Source organism: Stenotrophomonas maltophilia (assembly GCF_013464915.1).
Classification (GTDB): Bacteria; Pseudomonadota; Gammaproteobacteria; order Xanthomonadales; family Xanthomonadaceae; genus Stenotrophomonas; species Stenotrophomonas maltophilia_AT.
The window spans coordinates 1-17,302 of sequence record NZ_RAVT01000034.1; the positions used below are offsets into that span (position 1 = coordinate 1).

15 protein-coding genes and 1 pseudogene are annotated in these 17,302 nt (G+C 67.4%); 9 read left to right on the plus strand and 7 right to left on the minus strand.

What is annotated here, in order from left to right; translation table 11 throughout:
• Nucleotides 1–111, plus strand: a pseudogene (locus D7T59_RS12705) (IS110 family transposase); the annotation flags it as partial.
• Between the two features lie 234 nt (nucleotides 112–345).
• On the opposite strand, the gene D7T59_RS12710 reads toward D7T59_RS12705, so the two are convergent.
• Both D7T59_RS12710 and D7T59_RS12715 read right to left on the minus strand, forming a co-directional pair.
• Complete coding sequence (locus D7T59_RS12710; RefSeq protein WP_180852576.1) at nucleotides 346–894, minus strand: WG repeat-containing protein; 549 nt, start codon at nucleotides 892–894, stop codon at nucleotides 346–348.
• Entirely contained in the window at nucleotides 891–2,615 is a 1,725-nt protein-coding gene (locus D7T59_RS12715) for an alkaline phosphatase (RefSeq protein WP_180852577.1), read from the minus strand. Before D7T59_RS12715 ends, D7T59_RS12710 begins: the two co-directional genes overlap by 4 nt.
• Nucleotides 2,616–2,768: 153 nt before the next feature.
• On the opposite strand from D7T59_RS12715, the gene D7T59_RS12720 reads away from it, so the two are divergent.
• Nucleotides 2,769–4,103: a dicarboxylate/amino acid:cation symporter gene (locus D7T59_RS12720; protein WP_142806487.1), complete on the plus strand. Its 1,335-nt coding sequence runs from the start codon at nucleotides 2,769–2,771 to the stop codon at nucleotides 4,101–4,103.
• A 225-nt stretch (nucleotides 4,104–4,328) separates the two neighbouring features.
• Here the strand turns inward: D7T59_RS12720 and D7T59_RS12725 are convergent, their stop codons facing one another.
• Together D7T59_RS12725 and D7T59_RS12730 are read right to left on the minus strand one after the other, a co-directional pair.
• The gene (locus tag D7T59_RS12725; RefSeq protein WP_180852578.1) at nucleotides 4,329–5,102 is read right to left on the minus strand and encodes a C40 family peptidase; all 774 of its coding nucleotides are present in this window, start codon (nucleotides 5,100–5,102) and stop codon (nucleotides 4,329–4,331) included.
• Between the two features lie 131 nt (nucleotides 5,103–5,233).
• Nucleotides 5,234–5,773, minus strand: a complete 540-nt coding sequence (locus D7T59_RS12730) for a C40 family peptidase (protein ID WP_180852579.1) — start codon at nucleotides 5,771–5,773, stop codon at nucleotides 5,234–5,236.
• A 111-nt stretch (nucleotides 5,774–5,884) separates the two neighbouring features.
• Here D7T59_RS12730 and D7T59_RS12735 point away from each other — a divergent pair, with 111 nt between their 5' ends.
• The 7 genes from D7T59_RS12735 (at nucleotide 5,885) to D7T59_RS12765 (ending at nucleotide 12,502) form a co-directional block, all read left to right on the plus strand.
• Entirely contained in the window at nucleotides 5,885–6,367 is a 483-nt protein-coding gene (locus D7T59_RS12735; protein ID WP_099554997.1) for an FKBP-type peptidyl-prolyl cis-trans isomerase, read from the plus strand.
• A gap of 99 nt (nucleotides 6,368–6,466) precedes the next feature.
• Complete coding sequence (locus tag D7T59_RS12740) at nucleotides 6,467–7,711, plus strand: DUF418 domain-containing protein (RefSeq protein ID WP_180852580.1); 1,245 nt, start codon at nucleotides 6,467–6,469, stop codon at nucleotides 7,709–7,711.
• A gap of 3 nt (nucleotides 7,712–7,714) precedes the next feature.
• On the plus strand, nucleotides 7,715–8,965 hold the full coding sequence (locus D7T59_RS12745; RefSeq protein ID WP_164137221.1) for an NAD(P)/FAD-dependent oxidoreductase: 1,251 nt from the start codon (nucleotides 7,715–7,717) through the stop codon (nucleotides 8,963–8,965).
• Nucleotides 8,962–10,320 carry a glutathione-disulfide reductase gene (gene gorA / locus D7T59_RS12750; protein WP_180852581.1) on the plus strand — a complete coding sequence of 453 codons (1,359 nt, stop codon included), beginning with the start codon at nucleotides 8,962–8,964 and terminating at the stop codon, nucleotides 10,318–10,320. The genes D7T59_RS12745 and gorA overlap by 4 nt, the downstream gene beginning before the upstream one ends.
• A 158-nt stretch (nucleotides 10,321–10,478) precedes the next feature.
• On the plus strand, nucleotides 10,479–11,399 hold the full coding sequence (locus D7T59_RS12755) for a DMT family transporter (RefSeq protein WP_180852582.1): 921 nt from the start codon (nucleotides 10,479–10,481) through the stop codon (nucleotides 11,397–11,399).
• Entirely contained in the window at nucleotides 11,306–11,734 is a 429-nt protein-coding gene (locus tag D7T59_RS12760; RefSeq protein ID WP_407070871.1) for an MGMT family protein, read from the plus strand. The genes D7T59_RS12755 and D7T59_RS12760 overlap by 94 nt, the downstream gene beginning before the upstream one ends.
• Nucleotides 11,735–11,827: 93 nt before the next feature.
• Nucleotides 11,828–12,502 carry a rhomboid family intramembrane serine protease gene (locus D7T59_RS12765; protein WP_032128229.1) on the plus strand — a complete coding sequence of 225 codons (675 nt, stop codon included), beginning with the start codon at nucleotides 11,828–11,830 and terminating at the stop codon, nucleotides 12,500–12,502.
• A 170-nt stretch (nucleotides 12,503–12,672) separates the two neighbouring features.
• On the opposite strand, the gene D7T59_RS12770 is transcribed toward D7T59_RS12765, so the two are convergent.
• From D7T59_RS12770 to D7T59_RS12780, 3 genes are all read right to left on the minus strand, one after another.
• Entirely contained in the window at nucleotides 12,673–14,256 is a 1,584-nt protein-coding gene (locus D7T59_RS12770; RefSeq protein ID WP_180852583.1) for a phytoene desaturase family protein, read from the minus strand.
• 77 nt (nucleotides 14,257–14,333) lie between these two features.
• Nucleotides 14,334–14,828, minus strand: coding sequence for a VOC family protein (locus D7T59_RS12775; RefSeq protein WP_180852584.1), 495 nt, complete (start codon nucleotides 14,826–14,828; stop codon nucleotides 14,334–14,336).
• A 126-nt stretch (nucleotides 14,829–14,954) separates the two neighbouring features.
• A complete protein-coding gene (locus D7T59_RS12780) occupies nucleotides 14,955–16,964 on the minus strand; it encodes a M13 family metallopeptidase (RefSeq protein ID WP_164137225.1) in 2,010 nt (669 codons plus the stop codon).
• Nucleotides 16,965–17,302: the final 338 nt, after the last annotated feature.

The following is a 17,302-nucleotide window of genomic DNA, read 5'->3' on the forward strand; positions in this document are numbered from 1 at the left end:
AAGGCCAAGGGTAAAGCGAGCAAGGTGGCACTGGTGGCGGTCATGCGGAAAATGCTGGTGATCCTCAATGCCCGCAAGCGGGACGCCGAGGTGGCCCTCGGCAGCCCCTGACAAGACAGTTGCTACTGGCCACCAGCCAACTGTCGAAGGCGGGGCACTGTGGGTTTGCGGGGTGTGAGCCGCATGGATGCGGCGACCAAGCCCCCATGGATGGGTTTACGGCGTCCCCGCAAACCGACAGTGCCCCGCCATCCCACGGAATGCACGCTGTTGCTGTTGCTTCGGCCGTTGCCGTTGCCGTTGCCGTTGCGTCTGCAGGTGCAGGGCGCAGCCCTGCCGAAAACCCTACTTCACCCGACGGCCCGAGCGGTCGATGCGGAACCGCTCTCCACCTTCCATCGGCGTGTGGCCATCGGCATCCGGCGTGCCGCGACGGCAGCCGTTGCAGACCTCGGCCACGCCGTCGCGGAACGGCCAGGCGAAATCGAAGGTGCCCGGCACCACCTGGCGGAACTTCAGGTCGAAGTAGGCCACGCGGTTGCCTACGCGGGCGCGCAGCAGGCCTTCTTCCGGTGTCTCCGGGCCGTTGTCCCAGGTCAGCACCGGCAGGCTGCGGCCCTTGCGGTCGACGTAGTGGAAGCCCTGCTCGGCATACACCACGGCCAGGCCGTGGTCATCAAAGTTCAGGTCTTTCAGCGTGTCCGGCTGGATCTTCGGCCGGTGGTCGACCACTTCGCAGTTGGGCAGCGGCCATAACCCGTGTTCGTCGGTCAGCAGCTTGCACGCCGGTGCCTGCGCCAGCGCGCTGGAACTGGCCAGCACGCCGAGCAGGGCCAGCGACCGCGCGAAGCGGCCGCTGGCAGGGGCAGGGCGGCGGGCCTGCCTCATGATCACTTGGCCTCGGCCTCGGCCTCGGCCTCGGCCTTGCGCTCGAACGCGGTAGGCGCCGGCAGCTGCACCGGCACGCCCTTGTCGTCGCAGGTGCCGGCCTGGCACAGGCGCTCGCGCAGGGCCGGGGTAGCCTGCACGATCATGTGGTAGATCGCGTTCTGTTCCAGCGTGCCGCGGATCGCCTTGCTGCCTGGGCCGCGTGCCCAGATGCCGACGTCTTCGCCGCCGTGCGACTCGGACTTCATCGGCACCAGCGCCTCCTGCATGTAGTCGGGGTGCTCGGTGTCGACCTCGCGCAGGTTCGGGCGGCCGTTGGCCGGTTCGAAGCTGCTGGGGTTGTGCGGGTAGCGCTTCGGGCCGGCCGGCTGCTGGTTGCTGCTGCCGGTGTGGCCCGGGCCGTTGGCGTAGGTCAGGGTGGTGTAGGGCTGGCCGCTGCCGTCCAGCGCATAGTCGAGCTTGCCGGCGCCGTCTTCGCCGCCCTTGTCCTTCACCTTGCCCAGGATCGGGTTGCCACGCGCCGGGTAGCCGACGAAGTTCAGCGTGTGCGAGTGGTCGGCGGTGACGATGATCAGCGTGTCATCGGCCGAGGTCAGCTCGTTGGCCACGCGTACCGCGTCGGACAGCGCCACGGTCTCGGTCAGTGCACGGTAGGCGTTGCCACTGTGATTGGCATGGTCGATGCGCGCGCCTTCGATCATCAGCACGTAGCCTTCCTGGTGCTTCGACAGATTCTTGATCGCTGCAGCGGTCAGCTCGGCCAGGCTCGGCTCGCCGCCCGGATCCTGCGGACGCTCGTACTCGTAGCGCATGTGGTCCGGCTCGAACAGGCCAAGGATGGCAGGCGCGTTGGCGGCGGCCGCCAGCTGCTTGCTGTTCCACACGTAGGCACCCTGCGGGTGCGCCTGCTGCCATTCCTGTACCAGGCTGCGGCCATCGAGGCGCTGGCCGACCTTGTCGTCGTATTCCGGATCGCGCTCTTCCACCGTGGTGAACTCACCACGGCCGCCGCCAAGGGCAACCAGCGGGCCACGCCCATAGCGCGAGGTCGACAGCAGCTGCTGGGCGATGTCCTTGCAGCCTGCGGCCTTGGCCGCGTCGGTCAGGTCGGTGTCGTTTTCCCAGTTGCGCTCGGGCGAGTGCGCGTAGGTGGCGGCCGGGGTGGCATGGGTCAGGCGCGCGGTGGATACCACGCCGGTAGCCAGGCCGGCGCTGTCGGCCAGCTGCAGCCAGGTCAGCAGGCCCTTGGACAGGCTGTCGGCGCAGTCGGTGCGGCTGCCGGCACTGACGCCGATCGCACCCATGTGGGTCTTCACGCCAGTGGTGATGGCGGTCATGGTGCCGGCCGAATCCGGGGTCTGCGAATCGGTGTTGTAGGTCTTGCTGAACGCCGTGGCCGGGAAGCGCTCCCAGGACAGCAGGTTCTCTTCGCCCGAGCCGCCCTTCTGCTGGCCTTCGTAGATGCGCGAGGCGGCCACGGTGGTCAGGCTCATGCCGTCGCCGAGGAACAGGATGACGTTCTTGGCTTTGCCTGACATCGCGCCGTTGGCCGCGGCCTGGGCGGCGCCGCTGCGGTACCACCACTGCGGGGTCTCGCCGGCCGGGTGGGCGACGGGATCGACGGCGACCTTCAGGCCAGCCGGGGCGGACGCGGGGGCGGTGCTGGCGCAGGCGCCCAGCAGCAGGGTGGTGGCGCAGGCGGCCAACAGGGAGACGGAACGGCGCATGGACGCTGGGATCTCACAAACTGTAACGGGACGTTCATTATGCCCGCCCCTGCAAGGCACGCCGATGACACACTGATTTGCCGGCCGGGCGGTCGTTCCCCAGCCGTTGTTGGGCTATCGTGCCAGCATCCCTTCCTTCCCTCTGGATTGCCTATGAAGCTGGTCTCTGCCTGGCTGCGGATTCCATTCTGGCAGCGCGTGGTCGGTGGCTTCGTGCTCGGCGCGCTGGCCGGCTGGGCGCTCGGCCCGGCCGCCGAAACGTGGTTCGGCCCGCTTGGCGAGCTGTACGTCACCCTGATCAAGATGATCGCGGTGCCGCTGGTGTTCTTCGCGGTCATCAACGCGATCTCGTCGCTGCACGGCCAGAAGTCGGTCGCCGCGCTCAGTGGCCGCACCTTCCTGTGGTTCGTGATCACCGCCGCGCTGGCGGTGTGTGTCGGCCTGGCCGTGGGTACGGTGCTGCAGCCCGGCGCCGGTGGCCTGCAGTTGTCGATGGCCAGCAACTACGTGCCGCGCGAAGTGCCCAGCGTGGTGCAGGTGCTGCTGGACGTGGTGCCGGCCAATGTCTTCTACGCGCTGTCCGGCATCGGCACCAAGGTCAATGCCGCCGGTGAAACCGTGCTGGCCGCCGGTCGCGGCTCGATCCTGCCGGTGATCTTCTTCGCCGGCCTGGTGGGCTTTGCCATCGTCAAGCTGGGCGAGAAGGTGACCGAGGCGCGCAAACTGGTCGGCCAGATGAGCGACATCATGATCCAGGTGACCCGCTTCGTGCTGGAAGTCACCCCGATCGGTACCTTTGGCCTGATCGCTGGCCTGGTCGGCAGCTACGGGTTCGAGAAGCTGCTGCCGCTTGGGCATTTCGTGCTGGCCCTGTACGTGGCCTGCGCCCTGCACATCGTGGTGGTCTACAGTGCGCTGCTGCTGGCGCACGGCCTGAACCCGCTGAAGTTCTTCCGCGGCGCGGCGCCGGGCATGCAGGTGGCCTTCGTCAGCTCGTCCAGCTTCGCCGCGATGCCGGTGGCGCTGCGTTCGATCACCCACAACCTGGGCGTGAACAAGGACTACGGTTCGTTCGCGGTGCCGCTGGGTGCCAGCATCAAGATGGACGGCTGCGGCGCGATCTACCCGGCGCTGTGCGCGGTGTTCATCGCGCAGTACAGCGGTGTGCCGCTGACCCCGGAACAGTACGTGGTGGTGCTGATCGCCTCGGTGCTGGGCAGCTTCGGTACGGCCGGTGTTCCGGGTACCGCGGTGATCATGGCCACCGTGGTGCTGAGCGCAGCCAACCTGCCGCTGGAGACGATCGGCTACCTGTATGCCATCGACCGCATCCTGGACATGATGCGCACGATGACGAACGTGACGGGCCAGATGCTGGTGCCGGTGATCGTGGCCAAGGAAACCGGGCTGCTCGACCAGGCGGTATATGACAACCCGTCCAGCAACGTGGGCGTGGATGATCCCGATCCGACACCGCCACGCGCCTGAGGTTGCGTGGAGATGAAAGGCCCGCCCTGACCCGGCGGGCCTTTTGTTCTGCAGGTGGCTGATGCGGTGCCGAGCAGAGAGTGGCCCTGGTAGATCCACGCCATGCGTGGATGAAGGCGGTGCCGACCAAGGTCGGCAGCTACCCATCCATTGCTCGGGCCCAACAAAAAAGCCGCTGCAGGGCAGCGGCTTTCTCGTATCAGGCAGCGCGGTGGCGCCAGCGGGTCAGAGGTCGACCCGGCGGGCCTGCATGAACTTGTTGCCCCAGTAGCCGCTGAGCAGGGTGTCCACGCGCACGTCCTTGCCCGAGCTCGGTGCGTGCAGGAAGCGGCCATCACCCACGTAGATGCCGACGTGGTCGACGCGGCCCTTGCGGCCGAAGAACACCAGGTCACCGGCGGCCAGCGCGGTGCGGTCGTTGATCAGTTCGGCGTTGTCATCGTGCGCCATTTCGCGGGAGACGCGCGGCAGCTCGATACCCAGGGCCGAGCGGAACACGTAACCGACCAGGCCACTGCAGTCGAAACCGCTGTCCGGGTTGCTGCCGCCCCAACGGTACGGGGTGCCCAGCAGGGTCATCGCACGGCGCAGCAGGGACTGCACCTTGCCGTTGTCGGCCGCGGTGCCGACAACGCTGCCATTGGCAGCGCTGCTGGTGTCGTAGTTGGCGAGGAGGCGGCTGAGGTCACCGGCCACCACGGCCGAGCGGTCCATCAGCGGAATGGTGTCGTTGGCGGCCAGGTGCGGCAGCAGGGCGGCCAGGGTAGCGCTGGCGGCGGCGTCGACGCGGCTGCGCTGCGGAGCGGCAGCCTCGGCCTTGACGGCCGGTCGGGCGGCGCTCTCGGCCACCGGGGCCGGTATCACATCGGAACGGTTCGGAGCAGTCTGCGACCAGGCCGGGAGGCTGGTCAGACACAGTGCCAGGCCAAGCAACAACGGGCGGGCACTGCGTGAAGATACGGAAGTCTGGCCTTCGCTTTTCAGGTCGTCAGTCGTCACGCGTCGGTCACAGGAAAAAAACGATGGGGCATCATGCCCTGTAAAAGCGCGGATAAGTTAAAAATTCCGTTAGTAATTCGTTAGTTTCAAGGTGACGATCGTCACAGTTTTGAACATATCGCCTGTTCATCTTAGCGAAGGACACGTTTCGCGCCGGTGTAGTGGTCCTTCCAGTAGGGACCGCTGAGCGAGTCCAGCCGCACGGTGCCACCGGTGCTTGGCGCGTGCACGAAACGCCCTTCACCTACATAAATGCCGACGTGGGTGACGTTGCCGCGGCTGCCGAAGAACACCAGATCGCCGGTGGCCAGGCGTTGCGGATCGATCTTCGGGCCCTGTACCGCCGCCAGATCACGCGAAGTACGTGGCAGCTTCAGGTCCAGCATCTCGCGGTAGACATAGGCGACCAGGCCGCTGCAGTCGAAGCCCGAATCAGGGGTGTTGCCGCCATAGCGGTAGGGGGTGCCGACCAGGCTGATGGCGCGCATCAGCACCGAGTTGGCCGCCTCCGGGTTGTCCGGCACGGTCTTCGGCCAGTTCGCCGTTGGCGGGGGCGGCGCAGGGCGGGTGGCCTTGCCACCGCCGCAGGCGGTCATCAGCAGGGGCAGGGCCAGCATCAGGGCCGGGGCGAGAAGCCGGCGCAGGCCGGACGAAACTGGCGTGATGTGCATGATCTCCGGATAATGCGCCACCTTGGATTGGCCGTCATGATGGCGGCGTCCCCGCCGGGCGACAACCCGCCCCAACCCGCCTGCCTCCGGCAGATCCAGACAGAGTTGCGCATGAAGATCGAAAAAGACCGCGTTGTCCGCTTCCACTACACCGTTTCCGAAGTCGGCCAGGAGCCGATCGAATCGTCCAAGGACCGCGGCGAGCCGCTGGCGATCCTGATCGGCCACGGCAACATCATCCCGGGCCTGGAAAACGCCATGATGGACAAGGAAGCCGGCGCGACCTTCAGCGTCGATGTCAATGCTGCCGACGCCTACGGCGAGCGCCGTGAGGGCCTGTCCCAGCGCGTGCCGAAGAAGCACTTCGGCAACACCAAGCTGGCTCCAGGCCAGCAGGTCGTGCTGCAGACCAACTTCGGCCCGCGTGCGGTGACCGTGCAGAAGGTCGGCATGAGCGTCGTCGACGTTGACCTGAACCACCCGATGGCTGGCAAGGACCTGCACTTCGACGTGGAAATCGTCGATGTGCGCGAAGCCGGCCAGGAAGAGATCGACCACGGCCACGTCCACGGCGACGGTGGTCACCACCACTGATCGCAGCGCGATCGTGATGGCAGCAACGGCCCGCTTCGGCGGGCCGTTGCGTTTCTGGAACACGGCGCGGCCATCCATGGCGCGCAGGGCGGCGGCATAATGGCGGACCTGCCCGACGGATGCCCCGTGAACGCCGCTTCTCCTTCCCTGCAGCCGATGGCCTCCGGCGAACGCATCGCCGTGCTGGACGTGCTGCGCGGTGCCGCGCTGCTGGGCATCCTGCTGATGAACATCGAGGCCTTCAGCGGGCCGCTGGACCTGGCGTTCACTGCCATCGACGTGCATTGGCATGGCATTGACTACTGGGCCGATGCCTTTGTCTATGTGTTCGTACAGGGCAAGTTCTTCACCCTGTTCTCGCTGTTGTTCGGCGCCGGCTTTGCGGTGATGGCGCAACGCGCCGAGCTGGCTGGGCGTGATTTCACCCCGTTCTACCTGCGTCGCAGTGCCGGTCTGCTGCTGATCGGCCTGTGCCATGCAGTGCTGGTCTGGTCCGGCGACATCCTGGTGATGTATGCACTGATATCGCTGCCGCTGCTGGCCTGCCGGGAGGCGCCGCGCAGCTGGCTGCCGTGGATGGGCGCGACGGTCTACCTCGGCGGCGTGGCGATGATGCTGCTGGTCGGCGCGATGGTGTCGATGGCCTCGGCGGACGAGGTGCGGGGGATGCTCACCGAGGCGCAGCAGAGCATCGATCTGCAGCGCCAGGTGTACGGGCACGGCAGCTGGATGCAGGCCACCGTGCAGCGACTGAATGAGTTTGGCACGTCGATGGGGGCGCTGCTGATCACCGGTCCGGAGGTGCTCGGCATGTTCCTGATCGGCAGCTGGTTTGCCGGCAGCGGCGCGCTGGCCACGCCGGAGCGCTTCCCGCGGCTGTACGCGGTGCTGCGCTGGGTGGCACTGCCCCTCGGCCTGCTGGTCACGCTGCTGGGTGTTGTGTGGAAGCCATATCTGGCGCCGGGTGCCTACGATCTGCCGGTGACGGCGGCGATGGCGCTGCTGACGATCGGCGGACTGCCGATGTGCCTGGGCTACCTGGCCTGGATCGTGCACTGGCGCGCGCGGCTGGGCTGGCTGGCGCCGGTCGGGCGCATGGCGTTGACCCATTACCTGGGCCAATCCCTGCTGTGCACCTGGCTGTTCTACCACTACGGCCTGGGCGCGTTCGAAATGATGCCACGCAGCGTGCAGCTGTTGTTTGCGCTGCTGCTGTTCGCCGTGCAGGTGGGCATCTCGCACGTCTGGCTGCGCTACTTCCGCTTTGGGCCGATGGAATGGCTGTGGCGTGCGATGACCTATCGGCAGTGGCCGCCGATGCGGCGCGGAGCCGGGCAGGGCTGATCGATGCTGGGCGCGCGCGAGGATGTGATCGTGGTGGGCGCCGGTGCCATCGGTCTGGCCACCGCGCTCGCACTGCGCGCGCAGGGCCGGCAGGTGCGCGTGATCGATCGTGGCCGCATTGGTGCGGCAACCTCGCACGGCAACTGCGGCACCGTCACCCCCAGCCATGCACCTCCACTGGCTGCGCCTGGCGTGCCACTGCGCGCATTGCGCTGGATGCTCGATCCGCGTGCGCCGCTGTATGTGCGCACCCGCCTGGATCCGGCGCTGTGGCGCTGGCTGCTTCAGTTCGGTGCGCGCTGCAACGCGCGTGACTGGCTGCAATCCACGCGGGCACGCGGCGCATTGCTGAACGACTCGCGGCTGCGCCTGGCCGATTGGGTGCAGGCGCATGCACTGGAATGCGAGTTCGATACGCGCGGGCTGGACTATGTGTTCGGCGATGCGCGCAACTTCGATCACTACGCGGCCGAGTGTGAAGCACTGAACAGGCAGGGTATTGCCACGGCCTGCATCGACGGGGCCGGCTACGCACGCGCCAATCCGGCCTTCCACGACCGTCTGGCCGGCGCGATCCACTTTCCCGGCGATGCGCAGCTGCGGCCGGACCGCTACACCGCGGAGCTGGCACGTGTGCTGCGCGCGCAGGGCGTGGTGATCGACGAGCAGAAGGACGTGCAGCGCTTCAGCGACGATGCACAGGGGGTACGCGTGCAGGTCGGCGGGCAGACCCTGCGGGCACGTGAGCTGGTGCTGGCCACCGGGCCGTGGTCGTGCGACTGGGCACGGCAACTGGATCTGCGCGTGCCGATCCAGCCCGGCAAAGGCTACTCGCTGACCTGGTCACGACCGGCGCAGGTGCCACAGCGTCCGGTGGTGCTGAAAGACCATTCCGTGTTCGTGATCGCCTGGCGCGACGCGCTGCGCCTGGGCGGCACCATGGAATTCGCCGGTGCCGATCCTCAGCTGCGCACGGCCCGCCTGCAGGCTTTGCAGCAGGCCGCCGACCACTACCTGCGCGCGCCACGCGGTGCGCAGCTGCAGGAGCAATGGTGCGGGTGGCGCCCCATGAGCGTGGACGACGTGCCGTTGATCGGCCGCGCACCCGCGCATCCTCACGTCTGGCTTGCAGCGGGGCATGGCATGCTCGGCATCAGCATGAGCGCCGGCACCGGCCAGCTGATCGCCGATCTCGTCTGCGGCCGCACCCCAGCGATCGATCCTGCCCCTTACCGACCCGAGCGATTCCGATGAGCACTGCACCCTATGATTACGACCTGATCGTCCTTGGCGGTGGCTCCGCCGGCCTGGCCGGCGCGATCCGCGCGGCGCAGCATGGCAAGCGCGTGGCGATGCTGGAGCCCGGCGAACTGGGCGGCACCTGTGTCAACGTTGGCTGCGTGCCGAAGAAGGCGATGTGGCTGGCCGCCGACCTGCACGAGCGCATCGGCCTGGCCAGTGCGATGGGTTTCGATGTCGAGGCACGCCCGGCGCTGTCGTGGAAGGAACTGGTGATCCATCGCCAGGCCTATATCAGCAACATCCACGTCAGCTACCACAAGCGCCTGGATGAAACCGGCGTGGTGCGCATTCCGGCGCGTGGCCATCTGCTCGATGCGCATACGGTGGCCTGCAGCGATGGCGTGCGTTACAGCGCCGAACACATCCTGATCGCCACCGGCGCGCACCCGCTGCGCCCGGACATTCCCGGTGCCGAACTGGGCCTGGTTTCCGATGACTTCTTCGATCTGCGCGCGGCACCGGCCGAGGTCGCGATCATCGGCGGTGGCTACATTGCAGTGGAACTGGCCGGCCTGCTGCAGGCGCTGGGCAGCAGGGTGAACCTGCTGGTGCGCGGAAAGCGCTTGCTGGAACGCTTCGACTACGAGCTGACCGACCAGCTGGCCGAGAACCTGAAACAGCAGGGCGTGCGCATCCATTTCGACTACCGCCTGCGCGAACTGCAGCGCGATGGCGAACGCGTGCGTGCGTTCGGCCACGACGGCCCGCTCGACAGCGTGTTCGATGCAGTCTTCTTCGCTACCGGTCGTCGCGGCAACAGTCGTGACCTGGGCCTGGAAGCGCTGGGCATCGGGATCGGCGAGCATCAACAGGTGGAGGTGGACGAATGGCAGACCACCAGCGTGCCGAGCGTGCATGCGGTCGGTGACATCGCCGGCAAGGTCGGCCTGACGCCGGTGGCGGTGGCTGCATCGCGGCGCCTGATGGATCGCCTGTTCGGCGGCCGCCCGCACTCGAAGATGGACTACGGGAACGTAGCCAGCGTGGTGTTCTCGCATCCCCCGCTGGGCGCGGTGGGCATGAGCGAGGAAGAAGCGCGCGCACGTTTCGATCAGGTGAGCGTGTACCACAGCCGTTTCCGCCCGATGCTGCAGGCGCTGGCCAGCGGTACCCAGCGCAGCCTGTTCAAGATGGTCTGCGTGGGCCCGGAAGAGCGGGTGGTGGGCATCCATCTGCTGGGTGAAGCGGCCGACGAGATCCTGCAGGGTTTCGCGGTGGCAGTGAAGATGGGCGCGACCAAGGCCCAGTTCGACGATACCGTGGCGATCCACCCGACCTCGGCCGAGGAAGTGGTGCTGATGCGTTGAGCCGGGCTGTTGTAGAGCCGAGCCATGCTCGGCTGCTTTTCGCCAGACATGGTGCAGCCGAGCGCGGGCTCGGCTCTACAGGGGATCGGACGCCTCCATGCGACAATGGCCGCCCCCACGCTTTCCCCAGCCGCTCCGAGCGGCCCGCCGTCGTCCTGATGTCCAATCCCGCTTCCCGTATCGCCACCGCTTCCCCACGCATCGCGCTGGGGGGCATCGGCCTGGCCGCGATCGGCGCCATCGCCGCCTCCGGCAAGGCCATCATCGTCAAGCTGGGCCTGCGCCATGGCGTCGATGCCACCACGCTGCTGGCGCTGCGCATGCTGATGGCACTGCCGCTGTTCGCGTTGATGGCACTGTGGGCCGCACGCCGGGCCGGGCCGCTGTCCTGGGCCGACCGCGCCCGCGTGCTGTGGCTGGGCTTCACCGGCTACTACCTGTCGAGCCTGCTGGACTTCCAGGGCCTGCAGTACATCAGCGTCACGCTGGAGCGGTTGATCCTGTACTTGAACCCGACCCTGGTGCTGCTGATCAACGTGTTGCTGGCGCGGCAGCGCCCCGGCCGCTGGCAGATCGGCGCGCTGGTGCTGAGCTATCTGGGCGTGCTGCTGGCCTTCGGCCATGACCTGCAGCGCGAGGGTGGGCAGATCATCGTCGGCAGCCTGCTGGTACTGGGCAGTGCGCTCAGCTACGCGCTGTACCTGTTCGGCAGCGGCCAGGTGGTGGCGCGCATCGGTGCGGTGCGGCTGACCGCCTACGCCAGCTGCGTGGCCAGCGTACTGGTGCTGCTGCATTTCGCGGTGACCCATCCGCTGCCGTTGCTGTGGCAGGCACCGGCGCCGGTGCAATGGCTGTCGCTGGTCAATGCCACCGTGTGCACGGTGTTGCCGGTGCTGGCGATCATGCTGGCGGTGCAGCGCGTGGGTTCGTCGCTGGCCGCGCAGGTCGGTATGCTGGGCCCTGTTTCCACCATCGTGATGAGCCTATGGCTGCTCGACGAACCGATGGGGCCGGCGCAGATCGCCGGCACCGTGCTGGTGCTGATCGGCGTTCTGCTGGTAACCCGCCTGCGGCGCTGACGCCTGAGCAGGCGCGCGCGCGCATCCTGGCGGTGATCCGCGCGATCCCGGCGGGGCAGGTGATGGGCTATGGCCAGGTGGCGATGCGCGCCGGCCTGCCCGGGCGTGCGCGCCTGACCGCGCGCATCCTGGGCCAGAACGACGACCCGGACCTGCCCTGGCATCGCGTGCTGCGCTCGGATGGGCGCATTGCCATGGAGGAAGGTTCGGCTGGTTGGCGCGAGCAGTCACAGCGGTTGCGCGCGGAGGGCGTGGTGGTGGAGAACGGCCGGGTGCGGATGACGGCGGCTGATCCGGCGGCAGCACTGGATGCCGCTGTGTGGGGTCCGGGCTGAGCACCGCTGGCGACTGAACAGGCCGCGCCTGCGGGTCGCCAACAAGACACGATGCTGCGGCTATGATGGAGGCCGTTCCATGCCGGTGCTCCCATGTTCCCGCGACTGCCTACCGTCACCAAGGCCCTGCTGATCGCCAACGCGATCCTGTTCCTGCTGCAGCAGCCGTTCCTGCTCGGCATGCAGACCTTCGAGCCGTTCATGCTGCAACCGTTGCAGCAGGGCTTCGATGCGTTCTCGCCGGGCGGTAACTTCCAGCCATGGCAGCTGCTGACCTATGGCTTCCTGCACGGCAGTTTCGGCCACCTGTTCTTCAACATGCTGGCCGTCTTCATGTTCGGCGCGCCGCTGGAGCAGACCTGGGGCGAGAAGCGCTTCCTGCTCTATTACCTGGTGTGCGTGGCCGGTGCCGGTGTCTGCCAGCTGCTGGTGGGTACGCTGCTGGAAAACCCGGCCACGGTGCTGGGCGCCTCAGGCGGCGTGTTCGGCCTGCTGCTGGCCTACGGCATGCTGTTCCCGAACCAGCGGGTGATGCTGCTGTTCCCGCCGATCCCGATGAAGGCACGCACCTTCGTGATCCTGTTCGGCGTGGGCGAGCTGGTGCTGGGCATGACCGGCTGGCAGCCGGGCGTGGCCCACTTCGCACACCTGGGGGGCATGCTGTTCGGCTGGCTGCTGATCCGCTACTGGCGCGGGCAATCGCCGTTCAACAAGCGTCGCCCGCCCGGCCCGCCGAAGCGCCCGAACCACCTGCGCAGCGTCAAATGATCCGAAGGATCATTTGACGCGGTAGGTGCCGACCGCTGGTCGGCACACCTTGTCCCACGCGGGTAGGTGCCAACCTTGGTTGGCACACTTTGAATCGGATCATCTGACCCGGTAGATGCCAACCTTGGTTGGCGCCCGCTCTGCCACTGTGTGCCAACCAGGGTTGGCACCTACCCATCCTGCAACACCACCTGCGCGGCATTGTGCCCGGGCGCACCGGTGACGCCACCACCGGGATGGGTGCCCGACCCACACAGGTACAACCCGGGCAGGGCACCGCGATAGCCGGCCTGGCCAACCATCGGCCGTGCCGAGAACAATTGGTTGGCGCTCAGTGCGCCGTGGAAGATGTCGCCGCCGACCAGGCCGAAGGTGCGCTCCAGATCAAGCGGCGACAGCACCTGCCGACCGAGGACGCTGTCAGCGAAGCCGGGCGCATAGCGTTCGACCGTGGCGATCATCAGGTCAGCCACGGTGTCCCGATGATCATCCCAATGGCGGCCCTCAGGCAGAACCGGCGCCACGTGCTGGCAGAACAGGCTGGCCACATGCTGGCCAGGCGGCGCCAGCGAATCGTCCAGCGTGCTGGGAATCAGCATCTCCACGATCGGTTCGCGTGACCAGCCATCGCGGCGGGCATCCAGCCAGGCGCGATCCATGTAGTCCAGGCTGGGGGCCATGATGATGCCGGCGCTGAGGTGCTCGCCGGGGCCGGGCAGGGCGCGGAACTCCGGCAGCCGTGACAGCGCCACGTTCATCCGGAAGGTGCCGGAACCGCAGCGCCAGTTCGTCATGCGCTCGCGCGTGGCCGCCGGTACCTGCCCCGGCTCCAGCAACTGTTCGTACAGCAGCTTCGGATTGACGTTGGCGACTACGGCGCGTGCGCGCAGGGTTTCGCCGTTGGCCAGTTCCACGCCCACCGCGCGGCCCTGTTCGGTCAGTACCCGTTGCACGCCGGCATCCACGCGCAGTTCGGCCCCGCCCTCGCGCGCCGCGCTGGCGATGGCCTGGCTTATCGCGCCCATGCCACCAATCGCATGGCCCCACGCACCTTTCACACCATTGCACTGGCCGAACACGTGGTGCAGCAGTACGTATGCGCTGCCCGGAGTGTATGGACTGGCGTAGTTGCCGACGATGCCGTCGAAGCCGAACAGCGCCTTGATGGGGTCGCTCTCGAACCAGCGGTCCAGGTACTCCGCGGCCGACAGCGTGAACAGGTCCAGCAGCTCCTGCCGCAGTGGCGCATCCAGCGCCGCCAGTTCGCGGCCGAGCTTCCCCATCTGCCACAGTGCGGGCAGCGCACGCCAACCACCCGCCACGCCCAGGTCCGGTGGCGCACGCAGGGCCCACGCGCGCAGCACGTCGGCGAAGATCTCCAGGCGTGCTTCGTACGCCGGCAGCGCCTGCGCATCGCGCTCGGAGAATTTCGCGACATCGGCCTGGGTGCGGCCGGGTGCCGACAACAGGTAGCGGTCGTCGGGCAATGGCAGGAAGTTGTTGGCCGGGCGCGCCACGATGCGCAACCCGTGCGCGTGCAGCTGCAGGTCGTCGATCACCTTCGGTTGCAGCAGCGACACCGTGTACGACGCCACCGAGTTGCGGAAGCCGGGATGGAACTCCTCGGTGACCGCCGCTCCGCCGAGCACGCCGCGGCGTTCAAGGACCATCACCTTCTTTCCGGCCTTCGCCAGATAGGCCGCGCAGACCAGGCCGTTGTGGCCACCACCGATGATGATCGCATCCCAGGACATCAGCACCTCTGAAAAAAGGGGACGGAGGGGATTAAGTCGCAATTGGCGCGGGGCCAGCGGCGATGGGGAGAAGCGACTTAATCCCCTCCGTCCCCTTTTTGGATTGCGGCCTGGATGGTGGCGATGTCGATCTTCTTCATCGGCATCATCGCGTTGAATACGCGCTTGGCCAGTGCCTTGTCCTGGCTGGTCACCGCTTCGATGAGCATGCGCGGGCTGATCTGCCAGGAGATGCCCCAGCGGTCCTTGCACCAGCCGCATTGGCTCTCCTGGCCACCGTTGCCGACGATCGCATTCCACAGGCGGTCGGTCTCGGCCTGGTCCTCGGTCTGGATCTGGAAGGAAAACGCTTCGCTGTGCTTGAACGTGGTGCCGCCGTTGAGGCCGACGCAGGGGATGCCGCAGACCGTGAATTCAACGGTCAGTACGTTGCCTTCCTTGCCGTCCGGATAGTCACCGGGGGCGTGATGCACGGCGGTCACCGCGCTGTCGGGCAGGATACTGGCGTAGAAGGTGGCGGCCTCGAGCGCGCCGTTGTCATACCAGACACAGATCGTGTTCTTGTGTGCCATGTCGGGGCTCCACGTTGGACGAAGCCGCAGCGATAGCATGCGCGGTGTTAATCCGGGATCGTGCTGCACCTGCAAAAAAGGAGGGCGCCCGAAGGCGCCCTCTGCGTTACCCGTGTGGCAGCTGGATCAGCGCCAGACCTTGATCTGCTCGGCTTCGCTGCGCTGCATCGGCTGGCCGGCCTTGCAGCTGAAGGTGGCACCGAAGGCCGGCAGGTTCGCCAGCGTGCCGTTGCTGCGCCACAGGCCCGGCGCGCGGATGTCGGCGGTCAGGCGGCGCACCGCCTCGTTCGGCGACAGCTGCTGCGCCCACAGCGCCGACCAGGCGCGGAAGAAGCCCTGCTGCTGTGCCTGCTTGGCCTTCGGCTCCTGCGCGGTGTACGCGGCCCAGGCCAGTTCCAGGCCAGCGATGTCGGCCAGGTTTTCTTCCTGGGTGAGCGTGCCGTTGACCTTGGCGCCCTTCACACCCGGGAAGTCGTAGGCGCTGTATTGCGCGGCCACGCGGTTGCCGAGCAGGGTCCAGGCGGTCTTGTCGGCTGGAGTCCACCAGCTGCGCAGCTCGCCCTTGGCGTCGACCAGTGCACCCTTGGCATCGATCGCGCGGGTCAGCTCATGGCCGACCAGGCCACCGAAGCTGCCGAACTTGTCGGCGGCGTCGGCCTTGGCGTTGAACACCGGGCCCTGCAGGATCGCGGCGGTGACGATCAGGCGGTTCTGCGCCAGGTCGTAGGCCAGCGACGGCTGCTGCGGCAGCACGTCCCAGCGACGGTCGGCGTTGCCCTTGCCGATGCGTTTCATTTCCTCGCGATGGCGCCAGGTCGAAGCGATCAGCATGTTGCCGCCGAAGGAACCACGGCCCATCGGCTGCACGCTGTAGTCGAGGTCGCGCAGCGGGGTGCCGATCTCGATCTTCAGTGCGGCCAGCTTGGCCTGCGCTTCGGTCTTGGCCTCGGCGCTCATCCAGCTGCTGTTCTTGACCGCTTCGATCTGCACTTCGCGCACCTTGTCGACGATCCACGCCGCCTGGCGACGATCTTCGGCGGACAGGTAACGGGCGGCGTATTCGCGGCCGACCATCGGGCCGGCGGCCACGTTGATCGCGTCCAGCACGTCTTCCCAGCGCTGCGGCGGCAGGGTTTCGCCGCGCAGCACGCGGCCGCGGAATTCGAACTCGGCGTCGCGGTATGCCTTGGACAGGTACGGCGCCATCGAGTCGCCCACGCGCCAGCGCAGGTAGGCCTTCCACTGGTCCGGCTTGAGCTTGGTGACCATGCCGTCGAGCTGCTTGAACAGGCCCGGGTCGGCCAGCGAGACCAGGTCGTCGTCCACGCCCTGTGCCTTCAGGAAGGCATCCAGCTGCAGGTTGCGGTAGCGGCTGTTGAGCTCCTTGGTGGAGATCGGTGCGTAGTTGTTGAACGGGTTGTTGATGCCGGCCAGCGACTGCGCGTTGCGCGCCAGCTCGGTTTCCAGCGCGATCACCGATTGCGACTCGGCATCCAGCTTGGCGGCCGGGGTACCGGTCAGCGCCAGGATCTGCTTGACGTAGTTGCGGTAGCGGCCCATCAGGGCCACGGTATCGGCATCGGTGCGGGTATAGAACGCCGGGTCCGGCAGGCCCATGCCGCCCTGCATGAAGTAGCCGATGTGGCGGTCCAGCGCCTTCAGATCGACGTCGGGGCCGAAGTTGAAGGCGACCGGGATGCCCACCTGGTGCAACGCCGCGATCGAGGCCGGAACGTCCTTGGCCTTCTTGATCGCGTTGATGCGGGTCAGCAGCGGGGCGATCGGATTGGAACCGTCGGCTTCCACGGCGGCTTCGTCCAGGCCGCTGGCCCAGAAGTCGCCGAGCAGCTTCTGCACGTTGCCCTGCGGCGCCTTCATCGCTGCGTCGAGCAGCTCACGCTGCTGCTGGCGGCTGCGGTCGACCAGCTGGCCCAGCGCGGTGGTGGCGCCGGTCTGCGGCACCGGGTTGGCCTTCAGCCAGCCTGCGTTGGTGGCGTCATAGAAGTCGCTGCACTGGGCACTGACAGCCGGGGCGCGGGCGGCCTTCTTCTTGGCGGCGGCGAACGCATCGTGGGTCGGGACCAGGGTCGCCAGGCTGATGCCGAGGGCGATGGCAAGCGGACGGAAATTGGGCATGTGGAACGAATCCGTGATGGATTGAGGGCGCGCGCACTATAGCAAGCCGGGCATGGACGCGGGATGCACGCGTCGCGGTGCTTTCGCCGGGCATGGCCCGGCACTACCGGGGCGGGTGGCATGGACGTGGGATGCACGCGTCGCGCMGCTTTCGCCGGGCATGGCCCGGCGCTACCGGGGTGGGTGGCATGGATGCGGGATGCACGCGTCGCGGTGCTTTCGCCGGGCATGGCCCGGCGCTACCGGGGCGGGTGGCATGGACGTGGGATGCACGTGTCGCGGTGCTTTCGCCGACCAAGGTCGGCAGCTGCCGGGGAGCGCCGTGATCAGTAGTTCCA

What these genes read in the sequence shown, in the direction of transcription:
- D7T59_RS12735 (WP_099554997.1), top strand. Translation starts at nt 5,885, where the DNA reads ATGAAGATCGAAAAAGACCGCGTTGTCCGCTTCCACTACACCGTTTCC.
- D7T59_RS12720 (WP_142806487.1), top strand. Translation starts at nt 2,769, where the DNA reads ATGAAGCTGGTCTCTGCCTGGCTGCGGATTCCATTCTGGCAGCGCGTG.
- D7T59_RS12780 (WP_164137225.1), bottom strand. Translation starts at nt 16,964, where the DNA reads ATGCCCAATTTCCGTCCGCTTGCCATCGCCCTCGGCATCAGCCTGGCG.
- D7T59_RS12755 (WP_180852582.1), top strand. Translation starts at nt 10,479, where the DNA reads ATGTCCAATCCCGCTTCCCGTATCGCCACCGCTTCCCCACGCATCGCG.
- D7T59_RS12715 (WP_180852577.1), bottom strand. Translation starts at nt 2,615, where the DNA reads ATGCGCCGTTCCGTCTCCCTGTTGGCCGCCTGCGCCACCACCCTGCTG.
- D7T59_RS12730 (WP_180852579.1), bottom strand. Translation starts at nt 5,773, where the DNA reads ATGCACATCACGCCAGTTTCGTCCGGCCTGCGCCGGCTTCTCGCCCCG.
- D7T59_RS12765 (WP_032128229.1), top strand. Translation starts at nt 11,828, where the DNA reads ATGTTCCCGCGACTGCCTACCGTCACCAAGGCCCTGCTGATCGCCAAC.
- D7T59_RS12770 (WP_180852583.1), bottom strand. Translation starts at nt 14,256, where the DNA reads ATGTCCTGGGATGCGATCATCATCGGTGGTGGCCACAACGGCCTGGTC.
- D7T59_RS12775 (WP_180852584.1), bottom strand. Translation starts at nt 14,828, where the DNA reads ATGGCACACAAGAACACGATCTGTGTCTGGTATGACAACGGCGCGCTC.
- D7T59_RS12760 (WP_407070871.1), top strand. Translation starts at nt 11,306, where the DNA reads ATGGCTGCTCGACGAACCGATGGGGCCGGCGCAGATCGCCGGCACCGT.
- gorA (WP_180852581.1), top strand. Translation starts at nt 8,962, where the DNA reads ATGAGCACTGCACCCTATGATTACGACCTGATCGTCCTTGGCGGTGGC.
- D7T59_RS12740 (WP_180852580.1), top strand. Translation starts at nt 6,467, where the DNA reads ATGGCGGACCTGCCCGACGGATGCCCCGTGAACGCCGCTTCTCCTTCC.
- D7T59_RS12745 (WP_164137221.1), top strand. Translation starts at nt 7,715, where the DNA reads ATGCTGGGCGCGCGCGAGGATGTGATCGTGGTGGGCGCCGGTGCCATC.